Source organism: Stenotrophomonas sp. STEN087, from assembly GCF_056759115.1.
The window spans coordinates 18,905-43,055 of sequence record NZ_JBRRCR010000017.1 but is presented as its reverse complement, the minus strand read 5'-3'; the positions used below and the strand labels follow the sequence as shown (position 1 = coordinate 43,055).

Here is a 24,151-nt window from a genome sequence, read left to right as displayed (position 1 = left end):
GCAGCGGAAGGAAGAAGGTCGAGAGGATAGACGATCCCTGCCGCACCAAACGGGTGCGGAAGGGGATGCATGCACCCCTTTGGTGCGCACCGCTGTGCACCGCGCCGGGGCGCTCTGTTTGAAATCAACGACTTGCGTTCTCGAAAAAGTTGGCACGGTCATTGCTCTACCTCAAGCAGGCATTCATCCCCATCCGAGGTCGTACCGATGTCCGTGGAAAACGTTGAGAAGCTGATCAAGGACAACCAGATCGAGTTCGTCGATCTACGTTTCGTGGATATGCGTGGCGTCGAGCAGCACGTCACCTTCCCGGTCAGCATCATCGAACCGTCGCTGTTCGAAGAAGGCAAGATGTTCGACGGCAGCTCCATCGCCGGCTGGAAGGGCATCAACGAGTCGGACATGGTCCTGCTGCCGGACCCGGCCAGCGCCTATGTCGATCCGTTCTACGCCGATCCGACCATCGTCATCAGCTGCGACATCCTCGACCCGGCCACCATGCAGCCGTACGGTCGCTGCCCGCGCGGCATCGCCAAGCGCGCCGAGGCCTACCTGAAGTCCTCCGGCATCGCCGAAACCGCGTTCTTCGGCCCGGAGCCGGAATTCTTCATCTTCGATTCGGTCCGTTTCGCCAATGAAATGGGCAACACCTTCTTCAAGGTCGATTCGGAAGAAGCCGCCTGGAACAGCGGTGCCAAGTACGACGGCGCCAACAGCGGCTACCGTCCGGGCGTGAAGGGGGGTTACTTCCCCGTTCCGCCGACCGACACCCTGCACGACCTGCGCGCTGAAATGTGCAAGACGCTGGAACAGGTCGGCATCGAAGTGGAAGTGCAGCACCACGAAGTGGCCACCGCCGGCCAGTGCGAGATCGGCACCAAGTTCAGCACCCTGGTGCAGAAGGCCGACGAACTGCTGCGCATGAAGTACGTCATCAAGAACGTGGCGCACCGCAACGGCAAGACCGTCACCTTCATGCCCAAGCCGATCGTCGGCGACAACGGCAGCGGCATGCACGTGCACCAGTCGCTGTCCAAGGGCGGCACCAACCTGTTCTCCGGTGACGGCTACGGCGGCCTGAGCCAGCTGGCGCTGTGGTACATCGGCGGCATCTTCAAGCACGCCAAGGCCATCAACGCCTTCGCCAACTCGGGCACCAACAGCTACAAGCGCCTGGTGCCGGGCTTCGAAGCCCCGGTGATGCTGGCCTACTCGGCCCGCAACCGTTCGGCCTCGTGCCGCATTCCGTGGGTGTCCAACCCGAAGGCGCGCCGCATCGAAATGCGCTTCCCCGATCCGATCCAGTCGGGCTACCTGACCTTCACCGCGCTGATGATGGCCGGCCTGGACGGCATCAAGAACCAGATCGACCCGGGCGCACCGAGCGACAAGGATCTGTACGACCTGCCGCCGGAAGAAGAGAAGCTGATCCCGCAGGTCTGCTCCTCGCTGGACCAGGCCCTGGAAGCGCTGGACAAGGACCGCGAGTTCCTCAAGGCCGGCGGCGTGATGAGCGATGACTTCATCGACGGCTACATCGCGCTGAAGATGCAGGAAGTGACCAAGTTCCGCGCGGCGACCCACCCGCTGGAATACCAGCTGTACTACGCCAACTGACCGGCCGGCGATGGCGGTGGGACCTCCCTCCCACCCGCCGCCATCGCCTCCGTTCTTCGCGGCTGGGGAGCCGCATGGCGGGCCCAGGCCCGTCGTGGTAGAGCGGACCGTTGGTCCGCTGCATTGGAAACGCGGGCCATTGGCCCGCTGATCCAGGGGCAAGAGAGAGACCGGATACGCGAATGGGCCGCCCTCCCTCCCGCGTCGGTCGTGCAAGGAGAGAGGCACGGCCGTCCCGGCCCATTACGTGTCCGGTGCAACAGCCACGGCCATCACCACGATGGCCCGTGGTTGCCTGATGCCATCGCGCGCTGGCGCGGTGGCCCCATCCACCATCGGGACATGCGCATGAAACTGATCTCCGCCATCATCCGACCGTTCAAACTCGACGAGGTCCGCGAGGCCCTCTCCGACGCTGGCGTGTCGGGCATCACCGTGACCGAAGTGAAAGGTTTCGGTCGCCAGAAGGGCCACACCGAGCTGTATCGCGGCGCCGAGTACGTCGTCGATTTCCTGCCCAAGATCAAGATCGAAACCGTGGTCACCGACGAGCGTGCCGACGCGGTGATCGAAGCGATCCAATCGTCCGCAGGCACCGGCAAGATCGGCGACGGCAAGATCTTCGTCACTGCCGTCGAGCAGGTCATCCGTATCCGCACCGGCGAAATCGGTGCCGACGCGCTGTAACCCCTTCCGGAGACTCCCCAAATGAAGATGCGCCTTCTCACCGGGTGGCAAGCCCGGTTCCATCTCGTGTGCCTGTTGATGCTGCTCAGCGCGCTCGCCGCCGGTGCCTGGCCGGGCACTGCGAACGCCCAGGCCCAGGTCTCGCCGCTGCCCAGCGAAACCGTGGCGGTCGAACCGCTGCAGGCTCCGGTCGCCGCGGCACCGGTTGCCGCCGAAGCCGCCGCGCCGGCCTTCGACCACGGCGACGTTGCCTGGATGCTGACCTCCACCCTGCTGGTGCTGCTGATGGTGGTGCCGGGCCTGGCCCTGTTCTACGGCGGCCTGGTGCGTTCGAAGAACGTGTTGTCGGTGCTCAGCCAGATCCTGGTGGTGTTCTCGCTGGTGCTGCTGCTGTGGGTGTCCTACGGCTACAGCGCGGTGTTCAGTGCGGGCAATCCGTTCTTCGGCTCATTCACCGAGTTCGCTTTCCTGAAGGGCTTCACCCCTGATTCGGTCGGCAACACGCCCATCAAGGGCCTGCCGGACTATCTGTTCGTCGCCTTCCAGTCGACCTTCGCCGGCATCACCACCGCGCTGATCGTCGGCGCCTTCGCTGAACGCATCAAGTTCCGCGCGGTGCTGCTGTTCTCGGCGCTGTGGTTCACGCTCAGCTACATCCCGATGGCACACATCGTCTGGGGTGGTGGTTACCTGGGTGAAATGGGCGCGATCGATTTCGCCGGTGGCACCGTGGTGCACATCAACGCGGGCGTGGCCGGCCTGGTCGGCGCGTGGTTCCTGGGCAAGCGCCTGGGCTATGGCCAGACCGCGCTGAAGCCGCACAACGTGCCGTTCACCTACATCGGCGCGATGCTGCTGTGGGTGGGCTGGTTCGGCTTCAACGCCGGCTCGGCCGCTGCGGCCGACACCGTCGCTTCGCTGGCCTTCCTCAACACCGTGCTGGCCACTGCTGCGGCAGTGCTGGGCTGGACCCTCACCGAAGCCATCACCAAGGGCAAGCCGTCGGCACTGGGTGCAGCTTCGGGTGCGGTGGCCGGCCTGGTCGGCATCACTCCGGCCTGCGGCACCGTGGGCCCGCTGGGCGCCATCGTCATCGGCCTGGTCGCCGGTGTGGTCTGCGTGTGGGGTGTCACCGGCCTGAAGCGCCTGCTGAAGGTGGACGACACCGCCGACGTGTTCGGTGTGCACGGCGTCGGCGGCATCGTCGGCGCCATCCTCACCGGTGTGTTCAGCGCGCAGTCGCTGGGCGGCACCAAGGCCGATCTGGATATCGGCCACCAGGTGTGGGTGCAGGTGGTCAGCGTCGGCCTCACCGTGGTCTGGTCGGCGGTGGTCACCGCGGCCATCCTGCTGCTGGTGAAGGTGGTGGTCGGCCTGCGCGTGACCGAAGAGGCCGAACGTACCGGCCTGGATGTCACCTCGCACGGCGAATCGGCCTACGAGGCCTGAGGTAACGGCGGGCAGCCTTCTGCCCTGGTGGGTGCCAGGCGCCGTGGGGGGGGCCGCCGGTGGGGAGGCACCCCCTGGCGCCCGTCTGTTGGGGGGGGGGCCATGTGTGGTGGGGGGGCCCGACGGTGGGTCGGCACTGCAGCCCTCCAGCCACGCATGGCGTGGCTCTACTGCATCCTTCATGGTCGGCACCGACCTCCGCCCTGGTGGGTACCGACCGTTGGTCGGTACCGCGTCATGCATCGTCGCGCGCGATCGCGCACAATCAAACGCATGCACCTGATCCGCACCCCCCTGATGCTCTCGGCCTGCCTGCTGCTGGTCGCCTGTGCTTCCGCGCCGCAGGAAAGCCGCAATCCGCTGGCAACCTGGGTGCCTTCGCCAAACCAGAACGCGCGCGATCCAGTCGTCATCGTCATCCACCACACCGAACAGGATTCGGTGCAGCAGAGCCTGCACACGCTGCGCACCGCCAACAGCGGCGGCCGGGTCAGCGCGCACTACCTCATCGGTGCCGATGGCCATCGCTACCAGCTGGTCAGCGATGAACGCCGCGCCTGGCATGCGGGTTCCGGCCGCTGGGGCACCATCACCGATCTCAACTCGGCCTCCATCGGCATCGAGCTGGACAACAACGGCAGCACGCCGTTCACGCCGGCGCAGATCGCATCGCTGATCCTGCTGCTGCGTGACCTCACCGAGCGCCTGAACATCCCGCCGCGGCAGGTGATCGGCCACGCCGACCTCGCGCCAACGCGCAAGGCCGACCCCAGCCGCTTCTTCCCGTGGCAGCAGCTGGCCGAGGCCGGCTTCGGCGTATGGCCGCGTGCCGGCGATGGCCCCGCACCGGACGGTTTCGATGCGTGGAATGCGATGGCCCGCTTCGGTTACCCGATGGAAGATCGCGAAGCGGCCGTCGCTGCCTTCCATCGCCGCTTCCGCGGCAGTGACGACCTGCCGAAGACGCTGGACGCCGAAGACGCCCGCATCCTGCACTCGCTGCTGCTGCAGACGCCGTAGCCATCTGGCGGTAGCGCCGGGCCATGCCCGGCGAGCGTGCAGCGCGGGATCCGCTTTCCGCTGGGCATGGCCCGGCGCTACCGAAGGTTGCTCCGCCACCATCGGCCCCACTACATTGCGACGATGATCACTGTTACGTCGCCGCGCGCGCTCCTCACCTTCCTGGCCGTTGCCCTGCTCGCCGGCTGCGCCACCACCGGTAACCGTCCGGGCGCACCGGCCGCCAAGCCTGCTGCCGCCACCTACGCCAAGGTCGACTGGAAGGCGCTGCCGGCGGTCTCCGATACCGACCTGCAGGCCGGCTTCATCGCCTGGCGCAGCAGCTGCACCCGCCTGAAGAACGATGCGGTCTGGGCCCAGCCCTGCGCGACCGCAGCCACGGTGTCCGACAAGGACCCGGCGGCGATCCGCCAGTTCCTGCAGCGCGATCTCGACGTGTACGCGCTGCGCGCCGGGGGCCACCAGGCCGATGGCCTGATCACCGGCTACTACGAACCCATCTACCCCGGCAGCCTGACCCGCACGGCCACCGCCACGGTGCCGGTGTATGGCACGCCTGACGATCTGATCGTGGTGCAGCTGGACAGCCTCTACCCCGAACTGAAGGGCAAGCGCCTGCGTGGCCGCCTCGACGGCAAGGTGCTCAAGCCCTATGACGACGCCGGCACCATCGCCAGCAAGGGTTCCAAAGCGCCTGTGCTGGCCTGGCTGACCGACCCGATGGACCTGCAGCTGCTGCAGATCCAGGGCTCGGGCCGCGTGCGCCTGGCCGATGGCAGCCAGGTGCGGCTGGCCTATGCCGAGCAGAACGGCCACCCCTACCGCGCCATCGGCCGCTGGCTGGTGGACCAGGGCGAGCTGAAGAAGGAGGACGTGACCATGGACGCGATCCGCGCGTGGGCGAAGGCGCACCCGGCGCGCGTGCCGGAGCTGCTGCGCAGCAACCCCAGCTACGTGTTCTTCGTGCGCAGCGCCGACAGCCCGGAAGGCCCGCGCGGTTCGCTCAACGTGCCGCTGACCGCCGGCTACAGCGTGGCGGTGGACCGCAGCGTGGTGCCGCTGGGCAGCCTGCTGTGGCTGTCCACCACGCGCCCGGATGGCAGCCCGGTGGTGCGCCCGGTGGCCGCGCAGGACACCGGCGGCGCCATTGCCGGCGAAGTGCGCGCCGACCTGTACTGGGGCAGTGGCGATGCCGCCGGCAAGCTGGCCGGTGACATGAAGCAGAAGGGCAACCTCTGGATGCTGTGGCCGAAGGGCGCGCCGCTGCCGAACTGAACCGGCAGGGGTCGGATCCCTTGCCGCAGGCAAGGGCTCTGACCCCGAATGGCTGATAATGGCGCCATTCCGAACTCTCCGGCCGCCGCTGCGGCCAGGACCCCTGCAATGAAGAACATCAAGAACAACTCCGCCAAGAAGCACTACAAGCACTGGGCCGAATCGGGCCTGGGCAAGGGCAACGTGCTGATGGAAGCCCGCGGCGAGAAGATCGTGCGCCAGGTGGAAATCTACGGCACCAAGCTGGTCTGGGCCGACGAGCACGGCCAGAGCGACGACCGTTTCCTGCTGGCCGACCAGCCGGTGTCGTTCCTCGATTTCGACGAGGACGATGAGATCTCCGCGCGCGAATTTGAAAGCGCCTGGAAGAAGGCCAGGGAAGCCACCGGCTACCCGGTGTAAGCACCGGTCCCCCCCGCCTTTGTAGAGTCGAGCCATGCTCGACTCTACATGGCCGGTGCATGAAATGTTATATGATTACATTTCATCCGCACCCTTCCACCCCCATGAAGACCTCCACGCTGGTGGCCGCCCTCGCGGCCGCCCCGTTCGCCCCTGAAGCTTTCGCACAGTCCGCCGATGCCGCGCTCACCCTCGGCAAGGTGCAGGTGCACCAGCACGGCGAAGGCCAGCTCAGCGCACACCAGGTGCTGACCTCGGTGGACGTGCTCGGCGCGGACCAGATCGAAGACCGCAACGTCTCGCACAGCTGGGAACTGCTGGGGCAGATGCCCGGCATCCAGCTCACCGAAACGCGGCAGGGTGCGGAGTCGGGCAAGGTCAGCTTCCGCGCCTTCAACGGCGAGGGCTACCTCAACGCCATCAAGACCCTCATCGACGGCATCCCCAGCAACGTCAACAGCGGCAACCAGCGCTTCATCGACATGCTGTTCCCGCTGGAAATCAGCTACATCGAAGTGGTGCGCGGGACCAACGACCCGCGCTACGGCCTGCACAACATCGGCGGCAACGTGAACTTCGGTACGCGCCAGGGCGGCAACTACACCGATGCGCGGCTGGCCTACGGCAGCTACAACACCCGCGATGCGCAGCTGGCGATCGGCCGCGAAAGCAATGGCTTCGCGCAGAACTACTTCATCGGCACCCAGGCCAGCGATGGCTACCGCGACCACGACACCTCGAAGAAGTACTCGCTGGGCGGCAAATGGTTCTACGGCTCGCTGGACGACGGCCTGCGCGTGGGCCTGACCGCGCGCGCCTATCACCACGAAGCGGACGAGCCCGGCTTCATGACGGCCGACGAACTGCGCACGCACCGCCGTGGCAGCGACCTGCGCAACGCCAACGATGGCGATGACCGCGATATGCGCCAGGTCGCCGCGCACGTGGATTTGAAGCTCACTGACGCGCTGACCTTCGGCACGCGGCTGTACTACAACCGCTATGAAGACGACCGCCGCGTAACCTTCAGCGACCTGCCCACCGGCAACCTGCCGCGCCAGCGCCGCGTGTGGGATGAGCGCCAGACCGGCCTGCTCAGCACGCTCACCTGGCAGGCCGGTCCCGCGCTCACCGTCGAAGGCGGCCTGAACTACGAGCAGCAGGACAACGGCTACATCCGCGAGCGCTACGCCTACGCCGAACCCACCGATTACAGCCAGGCGCCGGCGCGCGTGCAGAACGACGACCGCCACAGCTTCGACAACTGGGGCGCCTACGTGCAGGCCATCTACCAGCCGGCCGAAGCGTGGAAGATCGTGCCGGCCTACCGTATCGACCGCTTCAGTGGCAGCACGCACCTGATGAATGGCGTCAGCGGCCGCCTGCAGGACTACGGCACCATCGGCCAGCCCAAGCTGAGCGTCATCCACAGCCTGGGCCAGACCACCCACGTCTACGCCAACTGGGGCCGCACCTTCCAGGTGCTCACCGGCTCCACCGCGCCGGCCTACCTCACCCCGGGGCAGGCGCCGATGCAGCCGTCCACCAACACCGGCATGGAGCTGGGCCTGAAGTTCGAGCCGTTCGCCGGCAGCCAGGCGCGCCTGGCGGTGTGGCAGCAGGATGCGGAAAACGAGGTGTCCAACATGCCGGCCACCGGCACCACGGTCACCCTGGGCAAGACCCGCCGCCGCGGCGTGGATGCGCAGCTGAGCCTGCAGCTGGGCGATGACTGGACGGTGTGGGCCTCGCACGCCTACCAGGAAGCGAAGATCACCCGCGACGACCGCGATGCCGGCATTTCGCTGCAGGGCAGGGAAGTGGCCGCCACCCCGCGCCATATCAGCAACCTGGGCGTGGACTACCGCGCCAGCGACGCGCTGCGCCTCGGTCTGCAGGCCCGCGCGCAGGGCGATTACTACCTGGAAGAGCGCAACGAGGCCGGCAAGTTCGGCAGCTTCGCCGTGCTCGACCTCAGCGCCGCGTACCAGATCAACCCACGCTGGAGCGTGGACCTGCAGCTGAAGAACGTCACCGGCCGCGAGTACGCCTACGCCTGGTACGACAGCTTCTTCTGGGACAGCGCCCGCCCGATGTTCTCGCCGGCCCCGGGCCGCAGCGTGTTCGTCGGCCTGAACATGAAGCTGTAACCGGCCACCCACCCGGTAGTGGTCGAGCTTGCTCGAACTGCAGGGGTCAGAGCCCTTTCCTGACGGAAAGGGATCCGACCCCGGGCAGGTTCATGCCACCGCGTTGTAAGGCTCGATCCGCGCCAGCACCTCGGCCAGCTTCTCCTTGGTCATCGCCGCATCGAAATCCGCCTGCAGTCCGATCCAGAACTTGTCGGACACGCCGAAGTAACGGGACAGCCGCAGTCCGGTATCTGCAGTCACGGCGCGCTGGCCGGTAACAATCTCGCCGATCCGGCGCTGTGACACGCCGATCGCTTTGGCCAAGCGGTACTGGGTGATGCCCAGCGGCTCCAGAAACTCATGCAGCAGGATCTCGCCGGGAGCGGGGTAGGGGACGGTTCGCATGCGCGCGGCTCCTTCAGTGGTAATCGACAATTTCGACTTCGGCGGGGCCTTCTCGGGTCCAGACGAAGCACAATCGGAACTGATCATTGATGCGGATGCTGTACTGGCCGCACCGGTTTCCGTGCAACGGCTCCAAGCGATTGGCCGGAGGTATGCGCAGATCCCGCAGATCGGCCGCAACGTTGAGCATCGCCAGCTTGCGCAGGGCAGCGGCTTCGATGTGGCGCCACCTGGGCACGCGTTGGCCATCGAACAGCGCCTGCGTGCGTTTGCAGGCGAACGACTGGATAGGCATGGTAGTAACGATTGTCGATAGTATCGTAAGGCGTTAGTATTCGATCAGCAAGCCTGGCATGTAATTCCCCGGCACGACGTCCGGTGACGCATACGAAGTGATCTGATGCTCGCCCCCCGTTTTGCACTACATTGGTGCAATGTCCGACCCCGCACCCCCGCCGTCCCTCGATGCCCTCGGCACGCCGCTGGCCTGGGCCGGGGCCGATGGCCGCATCATCGGCTGCAATCCCGCCTTCGCCCGCTGGCTGGGCGTCAGCGTCCGCCGCCTGATCGGCCAGCCGCTGGCCGCGCTGGAAGTGCAGGGCGAGGCGCTGGCCCATTTCCTTGCCCGCGACGAGCGCGACAGTCTGCGGCTGAACCGCCTGGCGCTGGCCCTGCCGGGTGAGGGCGCGCGCTTCGCCGAGGGCTGGATGAGCCGCCGCGACGATGGTGGCTGGCTGCTGGAAGCGCATCCGGTCGACGAATTCCCGGGCCTGGACCCGACCCAGGCCCTGCCCAGCGCGCTCAGTGCCGCGCTGAAGGGCCTGGCCCACGAGCTGCGCAATCCGCTGGCCGGGCTGAAGGGCGCGGCGCAGCTGCTGGCCCGCCGTGCCGCCCAGCGCGATGCCAGCGAGCGTGAGCTGATCGAGCTGATCGGTTCGGAGATCGAACGCCTCAACGGCCTCCTCGACCAGCTGCTGTCGCCGGCGCCGGCCGCGCCGCATGCGCCGCTGAACATCCACGCCTCGCTGGAACGCGTGCTGCGCCTGGCCGAGAGCGAGGCCGGCTGGGCCGTGCGCCTGCAGCGCGACTACGACCCCAGCATTCCCGAACTCGATGGCGATGCCGACCGCCTCACCCAGGCGGTGTGGAACCTGGTGCGCAACGCCATCCAGGCCGGCGCCGGGGTCATCACCCTGCGCACGCGCGTGGAGCACGGCGTGCGGATCGCCGAGCAGCTGCACACCCTGGCCCTGCGCCTGGAAATCGCCGACGACGGCCGCGGCGTGCCCGAGGAACTGGCCGAGCACCTGTTCCTGCCGCTGGTCAGTGGCCGCGCCGAAGGCACCGGCCTGGGCCTGGCACTGGCCCAGCAGGTGGCGCGCGAACACCGCGGCACGCTCACCTATCGCTCGCGGCCGGGCCATACCGTGTTCACCCTGCTGCTGCCGATCGGCAACGGCGCCGCCCCGGCCGAGGAGGCCCCGCGCGATGTCTGATTCCCCTATCTCCGCGCAGCGCATCTGGGTGGTCGACGATGACCGCGCCGTGCGCTTCGTGCTGTGCACCGCGCTGCGCGAGGCCGGCTACCAGGTCGTCGATTTCGACAGCGCCGCTCCCGCCCTGCAGGCCTTGAACGAAGGCCCGGCGCCGGCACTGCTGTTCACCGATGTGCGCATGCCCGGCGACGATGGCCTGGTGCTGCTGGACAAGCTGAAGGCTGCGCTGCCGCAGCTGCCGGTGGTGGTGATGTCGGCCTACACCGATGTGGCCAGCACGGCGGGCGCGTTCCGCGGTGGCGCACACGAGTTCCTGTCCAAGCCCTTCGACCTCGACGATGCAGTCGCGCTGGCCCAGCGCGTGCTGCCGGCCGTGGCACCGGCACTGGCTGCACCGACGCCGGTGGCCGAAACGCCCAGCGACCAGCCGCCGCAGCTGGTGGGCGACACGCCACCGATGCGCGCGCTGTTCCGCGCCATCGGCCGCCTGGCGCAGGCACCGCTGGCGGTGCTCATCACCGGCGAAACCGGCACCGGCAAGGAGCTGGTGGCCAACGCCCTGCACCGCGAATCGCCGCGCGCGCAGGGTCCGTTCGTCGCGCTCAATACCGCCGCCATCCCGGCCGAACTGCTGGAAAGCGAACTGTTCGGCCACGAGGCGGGTGCGTTCACCGGTGCGCAGCGCCGCCACATCGGCCGCTTCGAGCAGGCCAACGGCGGCACCTTGTTCCTCGATGAAATCGGCGACATGCCGCTGCCGCTGCAGACCCGCCTGCTGCGCGTGCTGGCCCAGGGCGAGTTCTTCCGCGTCGGTGGCCGCGAGCTGATCCATGTGGATGTGCGCGTGGTCGCTGCTACCCACCAGGATCTGGAAGGGCTGGTCGCGCAGGGGAAATTCCGTGCCGACCTGCTGCATCGCCTCGATGTGGTGCGCCTGCAGCTGCCGCCGCTGCGCGACCGCCGCGAGGACATCGCGCAGCTGGCCACCACCTTCCTGGCCGCCGCCGCGCACAAGCTGGACACGCCGCCGAAGCGGCTCACCGCCGCGGCCCTGCAGGCGCTGCGCGAGCACGACTGGCCGGGCAACGTGCGCGAACTGGAGAACGTCTGCTGGCGCATGGCCGCACTCGCCGCCGCCGACACCATCGGCGTGGCCGACGTCGATACCGCGTTGAACCGCAGCCGCAGCCGTCGTGGCAGCAGCGCGGGTGCCGATCCGGGCCAGTGGGAAACGCTGCTGTCCGAATGGGCGCGGCGGCAGCTGGCCGAAGGCACCGATGGCCTGCACGCGCAGGTGCGCGAGCGCGTGGACCACGCCCTGCTGGAAGCCGCGCTGCAGATCACCCATGGCCGCCGCGCCGAAGCCGCTGCACGGCTCGGCCTGGGCCGTAACACGCTGACCCGCAAACTGGGCGCCGGCCGCCGCCGCGGGGGCCATTGAACGCCCCCTGCACGCGGTCCTCGCGCCCGCTTGCCGAACAGTTGATCCGCCATGGACGATGCCGTCCGTAGTGTTCCCTGCAAGGAGTTTCCTGATGCGCCTGTCATTTGCCCTCCTGCCGTTGTCTGCCGCCGTGCTGCTGTCTGCCTGTGGCAGCGCGCCGCAGAAGCCGCAGCCCACGCCGCCGCCGGTGGTCACTACGCCCGTGGCCCAGCTGGCCGAAGCCAACCTGGCGCCGGCCTCGGCCAGCATCGTCAGTGGCCGCCTGGTGCTGAAGACCGAAAGCGGTGGCGTGCACCTGACCGGCCTGGTCGGTGGCCTGCAGCCGATGCAGCAGGCGGGTTTCCATATCCACGAACGCGGTGACTGCAGCGCGGTGGATGCCAGCAGTGCCGGCAACCACTTCAACCCCGCCGCCAGCGCGCACGGTCGTGCGGGCAGCGGCAAGCATCACCTGGGTGACATCGACAACCTGCAGGCTGATGCCCAGGGCCGCGCGAATGTCGATGTGCACCTGAAGGGCGTTACCCTTGGGGGAGGCGCCGCCACCGATATCGCCGGACGTGCACTGGTCGTGCATGCCAACGCCGATGACTATCGCAGCCAGCCCGCCGGCAATGCCGGCGTCCGCATCGCCTGCGGTGTGATCCGGGTTACCCGCTGATCGCCACGGGCTTCATTCCAAGGAGAGTTCCATGCGTCTGATCCATACCTCGCTGTTCGCGGCCATCGCCGCCCTGGGCCTGGCGGCCTGCAACCAGCAGCCGGCAGCCCCGGAAGCCGAAGCCCCGGCGACCACCCCGGCCGAAGGTTCGGCAGCACCGGCTGATCCGGCTGCTGCCCCGGCCACCGAAGCCGCACCGGCGGCCGATGCCTCGGCCAGCGCCGAACTGGCACCGACCCAGGGCAACGAGACCAAGGGCAGCGTCACCTTCAAGGTCGTTGACGGCAAGGTGCACGTGACCGGCCAGATCACCGGCCTGAAGCCGGGCAGCGAGCACGGCTTCCACATCCACGAGAAGGGCGACTGCAGCGCGCCGGACGGCATGAGCGCCGGCGGCCACTTCAATCCGGGCAAGCAGGACCACGGCAACGTCTCGGCCGATCCGCACCACGGCGGCGACATGCCCAACATCAAGGCCGACGACAAGGGCGTGGCCACCATCGACGGCCCGGTCTCGAGCAACGTCAACATCGGCAAGGGTGATGACTTCGACATCATCGGCCGCGGCCTGATCGTCCACGCCGATGCGGACGACTACAAGACCCAGCCGACCGGCAACGCCGGCGCGCGCCTGGCCTGCGCGGTCATCCAGAAGGCCCCGTAAGGCAGAACGAAGAACGCCGGCGAAAGCCGGCGTTTTTTTCAGCGGTAGTGCCGGCCGCTGGCCGGCAATCGCAGATCAGCGCGCCAGCAGCTCGCGCGCGTTCTGACCGGCCTCGCAGTGCACGAACAGCACCGGCACGCCGTGTGCTTCCAGCACCGCCGCCATCTGCCGCTGGCGCATCAGGAACTGCTCGTAGATGCCCTGCAGGCGGTCGCAGTCGCCCTTGCTGTGGTTGTAGTACGCACACCAGCCGGCCGGATCGAACAGTGCCATGCGCGCCTCGCCCTGCGTATAGCGCAGCAGCGGCTCGGGTGCGTTTTCCAGCCACTCGTCCTGGCCCGGGGCCATGATCGCGGTCTCGATCAGCGGCCACAGCGCGGCCAGGCCCTGGTTGTCGTACTGCATCGACATCATCGCGGCCAGGTCGTTCACGGTGAAGTAGCGCGCGTGCTCGATGCGGGCACCGAAGCTGTTCTGCGCCATCAGCGCCGTATCGGCATGGGCCATGCCATTGGCCAGCAGCACGTCTTCCAGCGCATCGGCCACGGCCGCGGTGGTGGCCACGTCGCTGCCGGTCAGCAGGAAGGGCACCACGCGCAGGCCACCGCCCACCAGGGTCGCATCGGCCTGGAACGGCAGCGGCACTTCACCATCGGCGCCGGCACCGAAGGCCAGCAGGCGCGGGCCCTGGCTGCGGCCGGGGGCACGCATCTGCAGTTCTTCCAGGCGGCGGTGGATCGGCCAGCCCGGGCGCAGGATTTCAGCGGGGTCGAAATGGGCGGCGGCGAACACCAGGTCCAGTTCGGCCACCTGCGGCACCAGCTTGGCCAGGTCACGGCCGATACGGTCGGCCAGTTCACCGGCCTGCTCGGCGCTGAGCACCGCCTGGCGGGGGATTTCGCCGTTGGCCAGTTCCAGGGCCAGCACGCCAAGGGCATTCATCGCGGGGTCGGGTTTGCTCATGGTTCCACGGTTGGCCCATCACAGGGCGGCAGCTACACTTGGCTCCATTATGCCTGCTCCGTCGTGCAGGCCATGTTGCAGACACCCTCATCCATGCCAGGTATCTCCATGCCCAACGCTCGTCCCGTCGCCATCCTCGGTGGCGTCCGCATTCCGTTCTGCCGCCAGAACACCGCGTATTCGGATGTCGGCAACCTCGGCATGTCGGTGCGGACACTGGGTGCGCTGGTCGAACGCTTCGGCCTGCACGGCCAGCAGCTCGGCGAAGTGGCAATGGGCGCGGTCATCAAGCATTCCAGCGATTGGAACCTGGGCCGTGAAGCCACGCTGTCCTCGGGCCTGTCACCGTTGACCCCGGGCATCACCCTGCAGCGCGCCTGCGGCACCTCGCTGGACAGCATCATCACCGTGGCCAACAAGATCGCCTTGGGGCAGATCGAATCGGGCATCGGCGGTGGTTCGGACACCACCTCCGACGTGCCGATCGTGTACGGCAAGAAGCTGCGTGCGCGCCTGCTGGCGGCCAACCGGGCCAAGAGCACCGGCGACAAGATCCGCGCGCTGACCGCCGGCTTCAAGCTCTCCGAACTCAAGCCCGAGTTCCCCGGCGTGGCCGAGCCGCGTACCGGCAAGAGCATGGGCGACCACTGCGAGGACATGGCCAAGGAATGGAACATCTCGCGTGATTCGCAGGACGAATGGGCGATCTCCTCGCACAAGAAGCTGGCCGCTGCCTACGAGCGCGGTTTCTTCAATGACCTGATCGCGCCGTTCCGTGGCGTCGAGCGGGACAACATCCTGCGCGCCGATACCTCGCTGGAAAAGCTGGCCACGCTGAAGCCGGCCTTCGACAAGGTCTCGGGTCGCGGCACGCTGACCGCCGCCAATTCCACCCCGCTTACCGATGGTGCCGCCGCGGTGCTGCTGGCCAGCGAGGAATGGGCCCGCGCGCACGGGCACGAGCCGCAGGCCTACCTGCGCGATGCCCACGTGTCCGCGGTGGATTTCGTGCACGGCGAAGGCCTGCTGATGGCACCGACCGTGGCCGTGCCGGAGATGCTCAAGCGCAACGGCCTGACCCTGCAGGATTTCGACATCTATGAGATCCACGAAGCCTTCGCCGCGCAGGTGCTGTGCACCCTGCGTGCGTGGGAGAGCGAGGATTACTGCCGCAACCGCCTGGGCCTGGATGCACCGATGGGCCGCATCGACCCGGACAAGATCAACCTGCTGGGTTCGTCGCTGGCCACCGGCCACCCGTTTGCCGCCACCGGTGCCCGCGTGATCGCGACGGCGGCCAAGCAGCTGGCCGAACGCGGCGGCGGCCGCGCGCTGGTATCGATCTGCACCGCCGGTGGCATGGGCGTGGTGGCGATCGTCGAACGCTGATTGCATCCATCGAACAACAAAAAACGCCGCCCATCGGGCGGCGTTTCTTTTGGTGGGTGCCGACCGTTGGTCGGCACACCTCAGCCATGCTCACGGCACCCGCGGGTTGCCGAACTCGTCGCGCACCTCATTGGCGTCATACACCGGCGGCTGCGCGGCAGCAGGCAGCTCTTCCACCGTGCTGCGCGGCGCCACATCGGCCGCATGCACCAGCGCCACGCTGTCCTCGCCACGCTGCAGGCGCAGCGCATTGGCCAGACACTGCGCGGCCAGTGCGTGTTCGCCGCGCTGGGCAAACGCTTCACCCAGCGCCTCCCATGCCGGCGCACCGGCACCGGCCGCGATGGCCTCGTGCAGGAACGCATCGGCGGCATGCCACTGCTGCTGGGCCAGGGCAATGCGGCCCTGCGCCAGGCGCAGCGCAGCCGAATCGTCATGCACGTTGCGCCAGCGCGCCAGGTTGGCCTGGCGGGTGGCCAGGCGCTCGGCAGGCAGGCGGCCATACAGCGCCACCAGCTCATCGTCCCAGCGATGGTCCAGCGCCTGCTCCAGGGCCAGCAGCGCCGGCTCGTCCCAGTCCAGGGCCACCGCACGGGTGGCGTAGGCGGCCACCACGTCCGGGGTCGGTCGCAGCGCCTTCGGCGTGGCTTCCCACTGCGCGGCCAGCGCGTTCACATCGCCTGCTTCCAGCAGGGCCTGCGCAGCGAGGCGGGCTTCCAGTTCGCTGCTGGCATCGGTCGGCAGCACCTTGCTCTGCCGCAGCGCACCCAGCTGGCCGTACGCCTCGTGCGCGCGCCCGGCCTGCGCCAGCGCTTCGGTACGCAGCCACAGGCCACGCGGCGGCAGCGGCTGGATCGCCGCCACGTCCAGCGCATTGATCGCATCCACCGGCAGGTCGCGTGCCAGCAGCTGTTCGGCGCGCAGCAGCGCATGCAGCGTGGCATCACTTTCACCCAGGCGCTGCAGCAGTGCCTCGCCCGACGCGGCATCGGCACGCGACTGCGCGCTGCGCACCGCATTGGCCAGCGCCACCGCGCTCACTTCCGGGTCGGCTGCGGCGCCATCCAGCAGCTTCTCCGCGCGCTGCCAGTGGCCGTGTTCGTAGGCCTGCAGGCCATCGATCAGGCGCACGCGGCCCTGCTTCCGGCGGTAGCGGCCCCAGGCGCGGAACGGTGCCGCCACCAGGCTCCACAGCAGCCACAGCACCAGCACGCCGATCACCGACAGCAGGGCCACCTTGGGCAGGTTGCTGTGGTAGTCGTAGCCGCCGTAGCGCAGGGTCACTTCGCCGTAACGGTTCAGATCATCGGTGCCGAGCCATTGCGCAGCCACCACGCCGATGGCCACGGCCAGCAGCAGTACGACCAGGGATTGCAGGGGTTTCATCGGGCGTTACCTCCGGTCGGTCTGGGAGCGCAGTTGTTGCAGGGTGCTGCCAAGCACGCTGCTCTCGGCCTGCAGGGGGGCCTTGCGCAAGGCCTGAAGTTCAGCATGTTGCGCGCGCAGGCCCGGTGAATCCGGCCAGCGCCGCTGCGCCCAGTGGGCCACGCGGTTCAGCGCGGCATCACGGCCGCTGCGGTCGCCACGCTCGATGGCCGCGCGGGCCAGGGTCAGTTCCAGCTGCAGCGCGTCATCGGCGGCGGCGCGCTCGGCCTGGGTCAGCGGGCCGTTCAAGCGGGTCGGGGTGATATCCACGAAGGGCGCCAGCGCCGATTGCCACCACGGCTTGGCAGCCGCTTCGGCCGGCGAGGGCGGCAGCTCGGAGGGCAGTCCTTGCAGCGCCTGGGCAACGGCATTCAGTCGGTGCAGCGCCTGCACGCGCGGGCCCGTGCCCAGTGCATCCAGCGCGTCGCGTTCCTGCACCAGCGCCTGGCGCAGGTTCAGGCCTTCGTTGTCCGGCAGGTCGGCCAATGCGGTGGCGGCCTGCGCATACAGGCGGCGCGCGCCTTCCACATCGTCGGCAAAGGCCAGCCGTTGCGCGGCCTGGGTCAGCAGCAGCTCGGCCTCGTCGCGCTGCACGGCCTGGCGGCCCTGGTTGGCACTTTCAGTCAGCCGGGTCAGGTTCTCCTCCAGCAGCGCGCTGCGCTGGGACAGGCCCAGCATTTCATCGCGCAGCACGCGGTTGGTGGCGGCCGCATCCTGCAGGCGCTGGCTGGTCGCGCGCTGGTCGCGGCGCAGGGCCTCGACGGTGGCCTCCAGCCCCTTCAGCTGCACGTCCGTGCTCTGTGCCTGTGCCGCCCGGTCGCGCTGCTGTTGCTGCCAGTAATGCCAGCCGGCGTAGCCCGCGGCGCCCAGCACTACCACCACCGCAAGCGGCAGCAGCCAGCGTGCAGGACGGCGGGAGGGGGCAGGTGGCGGGGTGTCGTTCATCGGGCTTCCTTGTCGGCGGCGTCGCCGGCGGGGAGCCAGCAGGCAGCGTTGGACACAGCATTACCGTTGGCGCTGAACCCGGCAAGCGTGTGCCGGGTGCCTGTTCAGGTCGCTGCCGGGGCAGTGAGCGCGGCGTGTGCGGCCGCCGTCATCTGGGTGACGGTGGGCCCTTCGCTGCGGACTACGCTGGCAAACCCCAGCGCCCGCGCCTGCTCGGCCAGGCGTTCGCTGGCGGCCAGCACGATGGCCTGTTCACACAGGCGCTGCTGCCAACCGGGGGACAGCTGCTGCCAGAAGCGCTGCAGGGCCTCGCCGCTGCTGACGGCCAGCAACCACGGCGTCCCCGAGTGGGCCAATCGCGCCAGTCTTCGCCGCGGTATCACCAGCGGCACCCGCTGGTAGATGTCGGCACGAATGATCCGCGCGCCCGCCGCCTCAAGCTGTGCGGCGATCAGACCACGGCCGCCGGGCGCGGTCACCAGGCCGACATCCGTGCCGCGCACGTCGGCCAGCACCGGCAGGCGCAGCAGGCCTTCGCTGTCCATCCGCTGCGGTGCGTGCACGTCGGTGATGCCGTGCGCGTGCAGGGCGCGCGCGGTGCCTTCGCCCACGGTCAGCCACGGGCCACGCTGGGCCGCCGGCAGGTGCTGCAGTGCCGCAGCGGCCGCGACCGCCGCCGGGCTGGTGAACACCACGCGCGCGCAGGACAGCGCCCGGTTCAGCCGCTGTTCGACCGCCGCGCCCTGCAGCCGCTGCAGCCGCCACGGCGACAACGCCACGGTGGCCCCGCCCAGCCTGGCCGCAGCCAGCCTCAGCCCGGCATGCTGTCCCTGCGGCCGCAGCGAGATCAGGGTCCAGCCAGTGGGTATCGTATGGTTGGCCATTGACGTCATTATGCGGGCCCTTCGTTGTCGTGGTTGCTGCTCGATGTCCGCTGATGCCCTGACCTCCTCGCTGGCCTCCCTGCAGGACGTGCTTGACTGCATGCCGGCGGTCCGTGCGATGCAGATCCGCCTGGATGGCTACGCCGATGGCGTGCTGCGCATCACCGCGCCGCTGGCCGCCAACGTCAACGACAAGGGCAACGCCTTCGGTGGCAGCCTGGCCTCGGTGCTGACCCTGTCGGGCTGGGCGCTGGTCAGCCTGCGCCTGCGCCTGGCCGGACACGACGCCGAGGTCTACGTGGCCGACAGCAACCTGCGCTACCTGGCCCCGGTCTACGAAGACCTGCACGCCCACGCCGAAACCGCCGAAGCCAGCAGCTGGGATACCTTCCTGGCCACCTTCCGCCAGCGCGGCAAGGCCCGCATCAGCATCGTCGCCCGCCAGCCGGGGGCCGATGGCCGTTCGGCCGCCGAGCTGAGCGGTCGCTTCGTTGCCTTCGCCAAAGGGTAGGATGGCAGGCTGACGTCCTGGGGAAACCACCGATGCGCCGCCTGATCCAGTTCCTGATGTGCTCCCTGCTGCTGGTCAGTGCCGTGGCCGGTGCCGCTGCCGACGACCTCACCCGCAAGCAGCGCAAGCTGCTGGAAGAGACCCAGATCGCCTACGGGGCGACCATCCGCTGGGGCAGCATGGACGACGCCATTGCCTACCTGGACCCGGAGCTGCGCAAGGAAAAGCCGCCCACCGAGTTCGAGCTCAACCGTTACGCGCAGCTGCGCGTGTCCTCCTACCGCGAGCGCAGCAGCGCCTCGCTGGACGGTGGCCAGGTCGAGCGCCGGGTGGAAATCGGGGTGATCAACCAGAACACCCAGGCCGAGCGCACCGTGGTGGTGGTCGAGCGCTGGCGCTGGGACCCGGAAGCCAAGCGCTGGTGGCAGGCGGCCGGCCTGCCGGACCTGTGGAAGGGGCAGTGACGGCCCCCCTGCGGCTTGTGCGACAATCGGCGCCCGCTTAATCGACCCGTGACCTGAGTGAATTACGAAGAGTTGCTGGCCTTTGCAGGCCGAAACCCGATGCTGTCCGCTGCCCTGGTCGGCCTGACCGTGGCCCTCATCGTCACTGAAACCCGCCGCCTGTTCCGGGGCTACAAGGGCATCAAGCCGGCCGAGCTGACCCACCTGATGAATGCCGGTGGCGCGGTCGTGGTCGATCTGTCGCCCAGCGCTGACTTCGAAAAGGGCCACATCGCAGGCAGCCGCAGCGCCCAGGCCAGCGCCTTCAACGCCGAGCACAAGCTAGTGGCCAACGCCAAGCAGAGCCCGGTGGTGCTGGTGTGCCGCAGCGGCAACGCATCGGAAACCGCTGCCAAGACGCTGAAGAAGGCCGGTTTCGAGAAGGTCTTCGTGCTGGAAGGCGGCATTCCCGCCTGGCAGCAGGCCGAGTTGCCGCTGGTCAAGGGCCGCAACTGATTGCAGGGGATGGCGGAACTGGCCTTGTATGGGCCTGCCGCCGCCCCCAACCCTGTAGTTCGACACTCGTTTTCATTGCATTCATTGGAGTTACTGGAAATGTCCGAAGAGATCACCAACGGCGCCGCTGCGCCGGTCGATGCCGCCAACGGCCCCGCGTTCACCGTCGAGAAGATCTACGTCAAGGACGTTTCCTTCGAGTCGCCGAATGCCCCGACCATCTTCAATGACCAGGTGCAGCCGGAACTGCAGCTCAACCTGAACCAGCAGGTGCAGCGCCTGGGCGAGAACGCCTTCGAAGTCGTGCTGGCCGTCACCCTGACCTGCCAGGCCGGTGAGCGCACCGCCTACGTGGCCGAAGTGAAGCAGGCCGGCGTGTTCGGCCTGGTCGGCCTGGACCCGCAGTCCATCGACGTGCTGCTCGGCACCCAGTGCCCGAACATCCTGTTCCCGTACGTGCGCCAGCTGGTCAGCGACCTGATCCAGGCCGGCGGCTTCCCGCCGTTCTTCCTGCAGCCGATCAACTTCGAAGGCCTGTACGCAGAAACCCTGCGTCAGCGCCAGGAGCAGGGCGACGCACCGTCGCTGGCTGACTCCGAGCCGGCCGGCAACGCCTGATCCCCGCTGCGACGTCACGGATGAGCACTACCGCTGACAAGATCGCCGTGCTGGGCGCGGGTTCCTGGGGAACCGCGCTGGCCACCCTGCTTGCCCGGCACGGTCACCCGACCGTGCTGTGGGGGCGCGATGCCGCCGTGGTCGACGCCATCGACCAGCGCCACGAGAACCCGCGTTACCTGCCGGGCATCCCCCTGCCGGACAGCCTGCGTGCGACCACCGACATGGCGGCCGCCCTGCAGGATGCCGCCTGGGTGCTGGTGGTCACCCCGTCGCACGCGTTCAACGAAACCGTGCGTGCGCTGGCACCGCTGCGTCCGGCTGGTGCCGGCGTGGCGTGGGCCACCAAGGGTTTTGAACCCGGTTCGGGCCGCTTCCTGCATGAAGTGGCGCGCGAGATCCTGGGTGACGACGTGCCGCTGGCCGTGGTTACCGGGCCGTCGTTCGCCAAGGAAGTGACCCTGGGCCTGCCCACCGCCATCACCGTGCATGGCGACGTGCCGGAGTTCGCACAGACCGTGGCCGAAGCCATGCATGGCCCGGCGTTCCGCGCCTATACGGGCGATGACATGGTGGGTGCCGAGCTGGGCGGCGCGATGAAGAACGTGCTGGCCGTGGCCACCGGCGTGGCCGATGGCATGCAGCTGGGCCTGAACGCCCGTGCCGGCCTGATCACGCGTGGCCTGAACGAGATGCTGCGGCTTGCCGCCGCCATCGGTGCCAAGCCGGAAACCCTGATGGGTCTGGCCGGCCTGGGCGACCTGGTGCTGACCTGCACCGGCGACCTGTCGCGCAACCGCCGCCTGGGCCTGGCCCTGGGCCGCGGGCAGACGCTGCAGGATGCCGTGCGCGAAATCGGCCAGGTGGTGGAATCGGTGCAGACCGCCGACGAAGTGATGCGACAGGCACGCCGCCATGGCATCGACCTGCCGATCTCTGATCGTGTGCGTGCCGTGCTGCACGGCGAGCAGACGCCTGCAGAAGGCCTGCGCGCCCTGCTGGCGCGGGAACAGAAACCGGAATACCCGGACACGCTGTTCAAGTGAACCGAAAAACCCCGGCCACGTGCCGGGGTTTTTCTTTGCGGGTGAAACCCGACGGTAGCGCCGGGCCATGCCCGGCGGAATGGCCGCACCGCGTAGAATCCCACCGTCGCACACCACACACCCAAGGACAGGGAATGACGTCTCGCCATATCGGGCTCTCATGGATGATCGCGCTGCTGGCCGCGTGTTCGCAGGCCCCGGCACCGCAGGCGGGCACCGATTCCGCGCCGGCTGCTGCAACGCCCGCTGACGCGCCCGCCGCCGCCGCCGTGGTCGAACCCGAACCAAACATCGAAGACGATGTGGACCCTTCGGTGTGGGACAACGAAGGCGAGCCGGAAGAACAAACTCCCGGCGCGGAACTCACCTGCAAGGACAATCCGCTGGCCACCCACTTCTTCACCCTGGTGGGCGGTAACACCGTGGATGACTGCGGCCGCGAGGACCCGAAGGTGCTGGCCGCGTTCAACGCCCTGATGCAGAACACCGCAGCGGCCGAAGCCAGCGACAAGGACATCCCCTCGCTGCGCAAGCGCCTGCTGAGCGGGCCCAGTGGACCGGGCGAACTGGTGGTGCTGCAGGGCGAGCCGTGGTGGTTCTATACCGCCTGCCAGGCCCACGATTGCCCGGGTACCGCGCTGGCGATGCTGTACTCGCCCGAGCAGTCGAAGATGGTCGGCCGCCTGACCGCGCGCTGCCGGGTGTGGTGGCTGGGCGAACCCAGCGCCGAACAACGCGAGCAGATCGCGCAGCTGCGCCCGCTGGATGATGCTGCGCTGACGGAAGACAGCGCGCTCTGCGAGTGAGAGCGGGACTGGAATCAACGCCCGATTGCAGGGCAACTGATGGATGGTCCTGCCGATGCCAAGGAGAAAGCATGCAGAAGCTGGTAGTTGCCCTGATGATGCTGTCCCTCTTTTCCTGTGCGCGTGCGGCGAGCGCATCGCCTCACACGGATGCCGTGAGTGCAGCGCTCGTAAAGGCCCGGTTTGATCGTGCCTTGCCTGCTTTGGAAAAATGCCGGGAGGAACGCGAGCAAGGTCACGCTCTGATATGTGCCCACATGCATGCGGCAATCCTGAAAAATCAGGGCAGTGGACGCGAGTGGGCCCGAAGCATGATGTTCCTTCGCGGCACCGCGCACTTGGCCACGGGCACGGACGCTGCTGAGCTTTCCAGAAGCTTCGCCGGCGTCGACTTCCAGGCCATTGCGGCGCTGCCCCCGTACGCGCTGACCTGGCCGGACAGCAACCTGGTCATCCCCACGTTGGCTGCTGATGCTGCGGCGGGCACCCGCTGGTCTGGCAGCGTCGGCAAGAGCTATCTCGTCAGGATAAAAACCGAAGCGGGCCACTCGGTCGCGATGGTGGATACCGGTGCCCCCGCCGCATTGAGCATGTCAGGCCGTACTGCAGACGCGCTTGGCATCAAACGCGTCGTTGCAACCATCAAGGGTACGGCAATGCTGTTGGACGCCGACATCCCGGTGCACCAGGAAGAATTACGTTTTGCCGAACATGTTCGCATTGGACCCATAGAACTCCGTAATGTCCTGGTCCAGGTCAATCCACGCGATCAGGAAGATGGCGCAATTATCGGCATGGGCCTGCTCGCGAAGTTCAGCAACGTCAGCTTCACGGAAGGCGAGATTGCATTCGATCAGCCCAGGCCTATCGGGAGCAAGTCGGCACCCTTCAAGTTCGCGCACGACATGGGTCTGGGCGCAAGTCTCGTGATCTTCAATGTAGATACGCAGGGTGCTGTTCGTAAGGCGATGTTTGATACCGGCCTGACGGCATTGATGGCTTATACAAGCGAGCTGGCAGTGCGCACCGCGGGCGAAGTCACGCCTGAAGACCCACCTGATGTTGGCGGAAGAAGGGGCATCCCTTACAAGTTCTCCAGGCAGAGCGCTTCCTTCAACGGTATCAATCTGATCGACGCGCCCACCGTCCTGCTGTGGAAGTCGCCTCGCACTCTGCCCTTCGAAGTGATGTTGGGGGGGCAGATCCAGAAGGCCTTCAACGCCCAGATCGATTTCGACAACGGAAACCTGTACTTCTGGCCACCAACCGCAGAGCAGCAGCGGCTTGTGTGCGGGAAACAGCCCAAGGATGAGGGACCACCCGAGGACAACGCCACCTATTGCGGGTGACGCA

25 protein-coding genes are annotated in these 24,151 nt (G+C 67.9%); 19 read left to right on the top strand and 6 right to left on the bottom strand.

Annotated features, from left to right (window positions below):
* Positions 1-207: 207 nt before the first annotated feature.
* From glnA to ACVOK1_RS06800, 7 genes are all read left to right on the top strand, one after another.
* The gene (gene glnA / locus ACVOK1_RS06830) at positions 208-1,617 is read left to right on the top strand and encodes a type I glutamate--ammonia ligase (protein ID WP_108767271.1); all 1,410 of its coding nucleotides are present in this window, start codon (positions 208-210) and stop codon (positions 1,615-1,617) included.
* Between the two features lie 348 nt (positions 1,618-1,965).
* Positions 1,966-2,304 (top strand): P-II family nitrogen regulator, encoded by a 339-nt coding sequence (locus tag ACVOK1_RS06825; RefSeq protein ID WP_004134334.1) that lies wholly within the window; start codon positions 1,966-1,968, stop codon positions 2,302-2,304.
* Between the two features lie 21 nt (positions 2,305-2,325).
* Complete coding sequence (gene amt / locus ACVOK1_RS06820; RefSeq protein ID WP_108767272.1) at positions 2,326-3,753, top strand: ammonium transporter; 1,428 nt, start codon at positions 2,326-2,328, stop codon at positions 3,751-3,753.
* A 273-nt stretch (positions 3,754-4,026) separates the two neighbouring features.
* A complete protein-coding gene (locus tag ACVOK1_RS06815; RefSeq protein ID WP_481561527.1) occupies positions 4,027-4,773 on the top strand; it encodes an N-acetylmuramoyl-L-alanine amidase in 747 nt (248 codons plus the stop codon).
* 123 nt (positions 4,774-4,896) lie between these two features.
* Complete coding sequence (gene mltA, locus ACVOK1_RS06810) at positions 4,897-6,048, top strand: murein transglycosylase A (RefSeq protein ID WP_481561526.1); 1,152 nt, start codon at positions 4,897-4,899, stop codon at positions 6,046-6,048.
* 108 nt (positions 6,049-6,156) lie between these two features.
* Positions 6,157-6,450: a hypothetical protein gene (locus ACVOK1_RS06805; RefSeq protein WP_481561525.1), complete on the top strand. Its 294-nt coding sequence runs from the start codon at positions 6,157-6,159 to the stop codon at positions 6,448-6,450.
* Between the two features lie 104 nt (positions 6,451-6,554).
* On the top strand, positions 6,555-8,600 hold the full coding sequence (locus ACVOK1_RS06800; RefSeq protein ID WP_481561524.1) for a TonB-dependent receptor: 2,046 nt from the start codon (positions 6,555-6,557) through the stop codon (positions 8,598-8,600).
* A gap of 90 nt (positions 8,601-8,690) precedes the next feature.
* On the opposite strand, the gene ACVOK1_RS06795 is transcribed toward ACVOK1_RS06800, so the two are convergent.
* Together ACVOK1_RS06795 and ACVOK1_RS06790 are read right to left on the bottom strand one after the other, a co-directional pair.
* A complete protein-coding gene (locus tag ACVOK1_RS06795; RefSeq protein WP_108767277.1) occupies positions 8,691-8,987 on the bottom strand; it encodes a HigA family addiction module antitoxin in 297 nt (98 codons plus the stop codon).
* A 13-nt stretch (positions 8,988-9,000) separates the two neighbouring features.
* On the bottom strand, positions 9,001-9,282 hold the full coding sequence (locus ACVOK1_RS06790) for a type II toxin-antitoxin system RelE/ParE family toxin (protein ID WP_108757929.1): 282 nt from the start codon (positions 9,280-9,282) through the stop codon (positions 9,001-9,003).
* A gap of 139 nt (positions 9,283-9,421) precedes the next feature.
* Here ACVOK1_RS06790 and ACVOK1_RS06785 point away from each other — a divergent pair, with 139 nt between their 5' ends.
* The 4 genes from ACVOK1_RS06785 (at position 9,422) to ACVOK1_RS06770 (ending at position 13,252) form a co-directional block, all read left to right on the top strand.
* Complete coding sequence (locus tag ACVOK1_RS06785; RefSeq protein WP_108767279.1) at positions 9,422-10,483, top strand: two-component system sensor histidine kinase NtrB; 1,062 nt, start codon at positions 9,422-9,424, stop codon at positions 10,481-10,483.
* Entirely contained in the window at positions 10,476-11,924 is a 1,449-nt protein-coding gene (ntrC, locus tag ACVOK1_RS06780) for a nitrogen regulation protein NR(I) (RefSeq protein ID WP_481561523.1), read from the top strand. Before ACVOK1_RS06785 ends, ntrC begins: the two co-directional genes overlap by 8 nt.
* Before the next feature lie 94 nt (positions 11,925-12,018).
* Positions 12,019-12,588, top strand: a complete 570-nt coding sequence (locus ACVOK1_RS06775) for a superoxide dismutase family protein (protein WP_481561522.1) — start codon at positions 12,019-12,021, stop codon at positions 12,586-12,588.
* 31 nt (positions 12,589-12,619) lie between these two features.
* Positions 12,620-13,252, top strand: coding sequence for a superoxide dismutase family protein (locus ACVOK1_RS06770; RefSeq protein ID WP_481561521.1), 633 nt, complete (start codon positions 12,620-12,622; stop codon positions 13,250-13,252).
* Positions 13,253-13,327: 75 nt separating this feature from the next.
* Here ACVOK1_RS06770 and ACVOK1_RS06765 read toward each other — a convergent pair whose 3' ends face one another.
* Complete coding sequence (locus ACVOK1_RS06765) at positions 13,328-14,215, bottom strand: hypothetical protein (protein WP_481561520.1); 888 nt, start codon at positions 14,213-14,215, stop codon at positions 13,328-13,330.
* Between the two features lie 93 nt (positions 14,216-14,308).
* Here ACVOK1_RS06765 and ACVOK1_RS06760 point away from each other — a divergent pair, with 93 nt between their 5' ends.
* Positions 14,309-15,604, top strand: coding sequence for an acetyl-CoA C-acetyltransferase (locus ACVOK1_RS06760; RefSeq protein ID WP_481561519.1), 1,296 nt, complete (start codon positions 14,309-14,311; stop codon positions 15,602-15,604).
* Between the two features lie 90 nt (positions 15,605-15,694).
* Here ACVOK1_RS06760 and ACVOK1_RS06755 read toward each other — a convergent pair whose 3' ends face one another.
* The 3 genes from ACVOK1_RS06755 to ACVOK1_RS06745 form a co-directional block, all read right to left on the bottom strand.
* Positions 15,695-16,990 carry a heme biosynthesis HemY N-terminal domain-containing protein gene (locus ACVOK1_RS06755; protein WP_481561517.1) on the bottom strand — a complete coding sequence of 432 codons (1,296 nt, stop codon included), beginning with the start codon at positions 16,988-16,990 and terminating at the stop codon, positions 15,695-15,697.
* 6 nt (positions 16,991-16,996) lie between these two features.
* Complete coding sequence (locus tag ACVOK1_RS06750) at positions 16,997-17,974, bottom strand: uroporphyrinogen-III C-methyltransferase (RefSeq protein WP_108767286.1); 978 nt, start codon at positions 17,972-17,974, stop codon at positions 16,997-16,999.
* 104 nt (positions 17,975-18,078) lie between these two features.
* Positions 18,079-18,867 (bottom strand): uroporphyrinogen-III synthase, encoded by a 789-nt coding sequence (locus ACVOK1_RS06745; protein WP_481561516.1) that lies wholly within the window; start codon positions 18,865-18,867, stop codon positions 18,079-18,081.
* 34 nt (positions 18,868-18,901) lie between these two features.
* On the opposite strand from ACVOK1_RS06745, the gene ACVOK1_RS06740 reads away from it, so the two are divergent.
* The 7 genes from ACVOK1_RS06740 to ACVOK1_RS06710 all read left to right on the top strand — a co-directional run bounded on the left by ACVOK1_RS06740 (position 18,902) and on the right by ACVOK1_RS06710 (position 24,147).
* Positions 18,902-19,369 carry a YiiD C-terminal domain-containing protein gene (locus ACVOK1_RS06740; RefSeq protein WP_108767288.1) on the top strand — a complete coding sequence of 156 codons (468 nt, stop codon included), beginning with the start codon at positions 18,902-18,904 and terminating at the stop codon, positions 19,367-19,369.
* A 32-nt stretch (positions 19,370-19,401) separates the two neighbouring features.
* The gene (locus ACVOK1_RS06735; RefSeq protein WP_108767289.1) at positions 19,402-19,833 is read left to right on the top strand and encodes a hypothetical protein; all 432 of its coding nucleotides are present in this window, start codon (positions 19,402-19,404) and stop codon (positions 19,831-19,833) included.
* A 57-nt stretch (positions 19,834-19,890) separates the two neighbouring features.
* Complete coding sequence (locus tag ACVOK1_RS06730) at positions 19,891-20,328, top strand: rhodanese-like domain-containing protein (RefSeq protein WP_150454645.1); 438 nt, start codon at positions 19,891-19,893, stop codon at positions 20,326-20,328.
* Between the two features lie 99 nt (positions 20,329-20,427).
* Positions 20,428-20,946: a protein-export chaperone SecB gene (gene secB / locus ACVOK1_RS06725; RefSeq protein WP_108767291.1), complete on the top strand. Its 519-nt coding sequence runs from the start codon at positions 20,428-20,430 to the stop codon at positions 20,944-20,946.
* A gap of 20 nt (positions 20,947-20,966) precedes the next feature.
* The gene (locus ACVOK1_RS06720; RefSeq protein WP_324805926.1) at positions 20,967-21,992 is read left to right on the top strand and encodes an NAD(P)H-dependent glycerol-3-phosphate dehydrogenase; all 1,026 of its coding nucleotides are present in this window, start codon (positions 20,967-20,969) and stop codon (positions 21,990-21,992) included.
* 134 nt (positions 21,993-22,126) lie between these two features.
* Positions 22,127-22,798 (top strand): Ivy family c-type lysozyme inhibitor, encoded by a 672-nt coding sequence (locus ACVOK1_RS06715; protein WP_481561513.1) that lies wholly within the window; start codon positions 22,127-22,129, stop codon positions 22,796-22,798.
* Positions 22,799-22,869: 71 nt separating this feature from the next.
* Positions 22,870-24,147 carry a retropepsin-like aspartic protease gene (locus ACVOK1_RS06710; RefSeq protein ID WP_481561512.1) on the top strand — a complete coding sequence of 426 codons (1,278 nt, stop codon included), beginning with the start codon at positions 22,870-22,872 and terminating at the stop codon, positions 24,145-24,147.
* Positions 24,148-24,151: the final 4 nt, after the last annotated feature.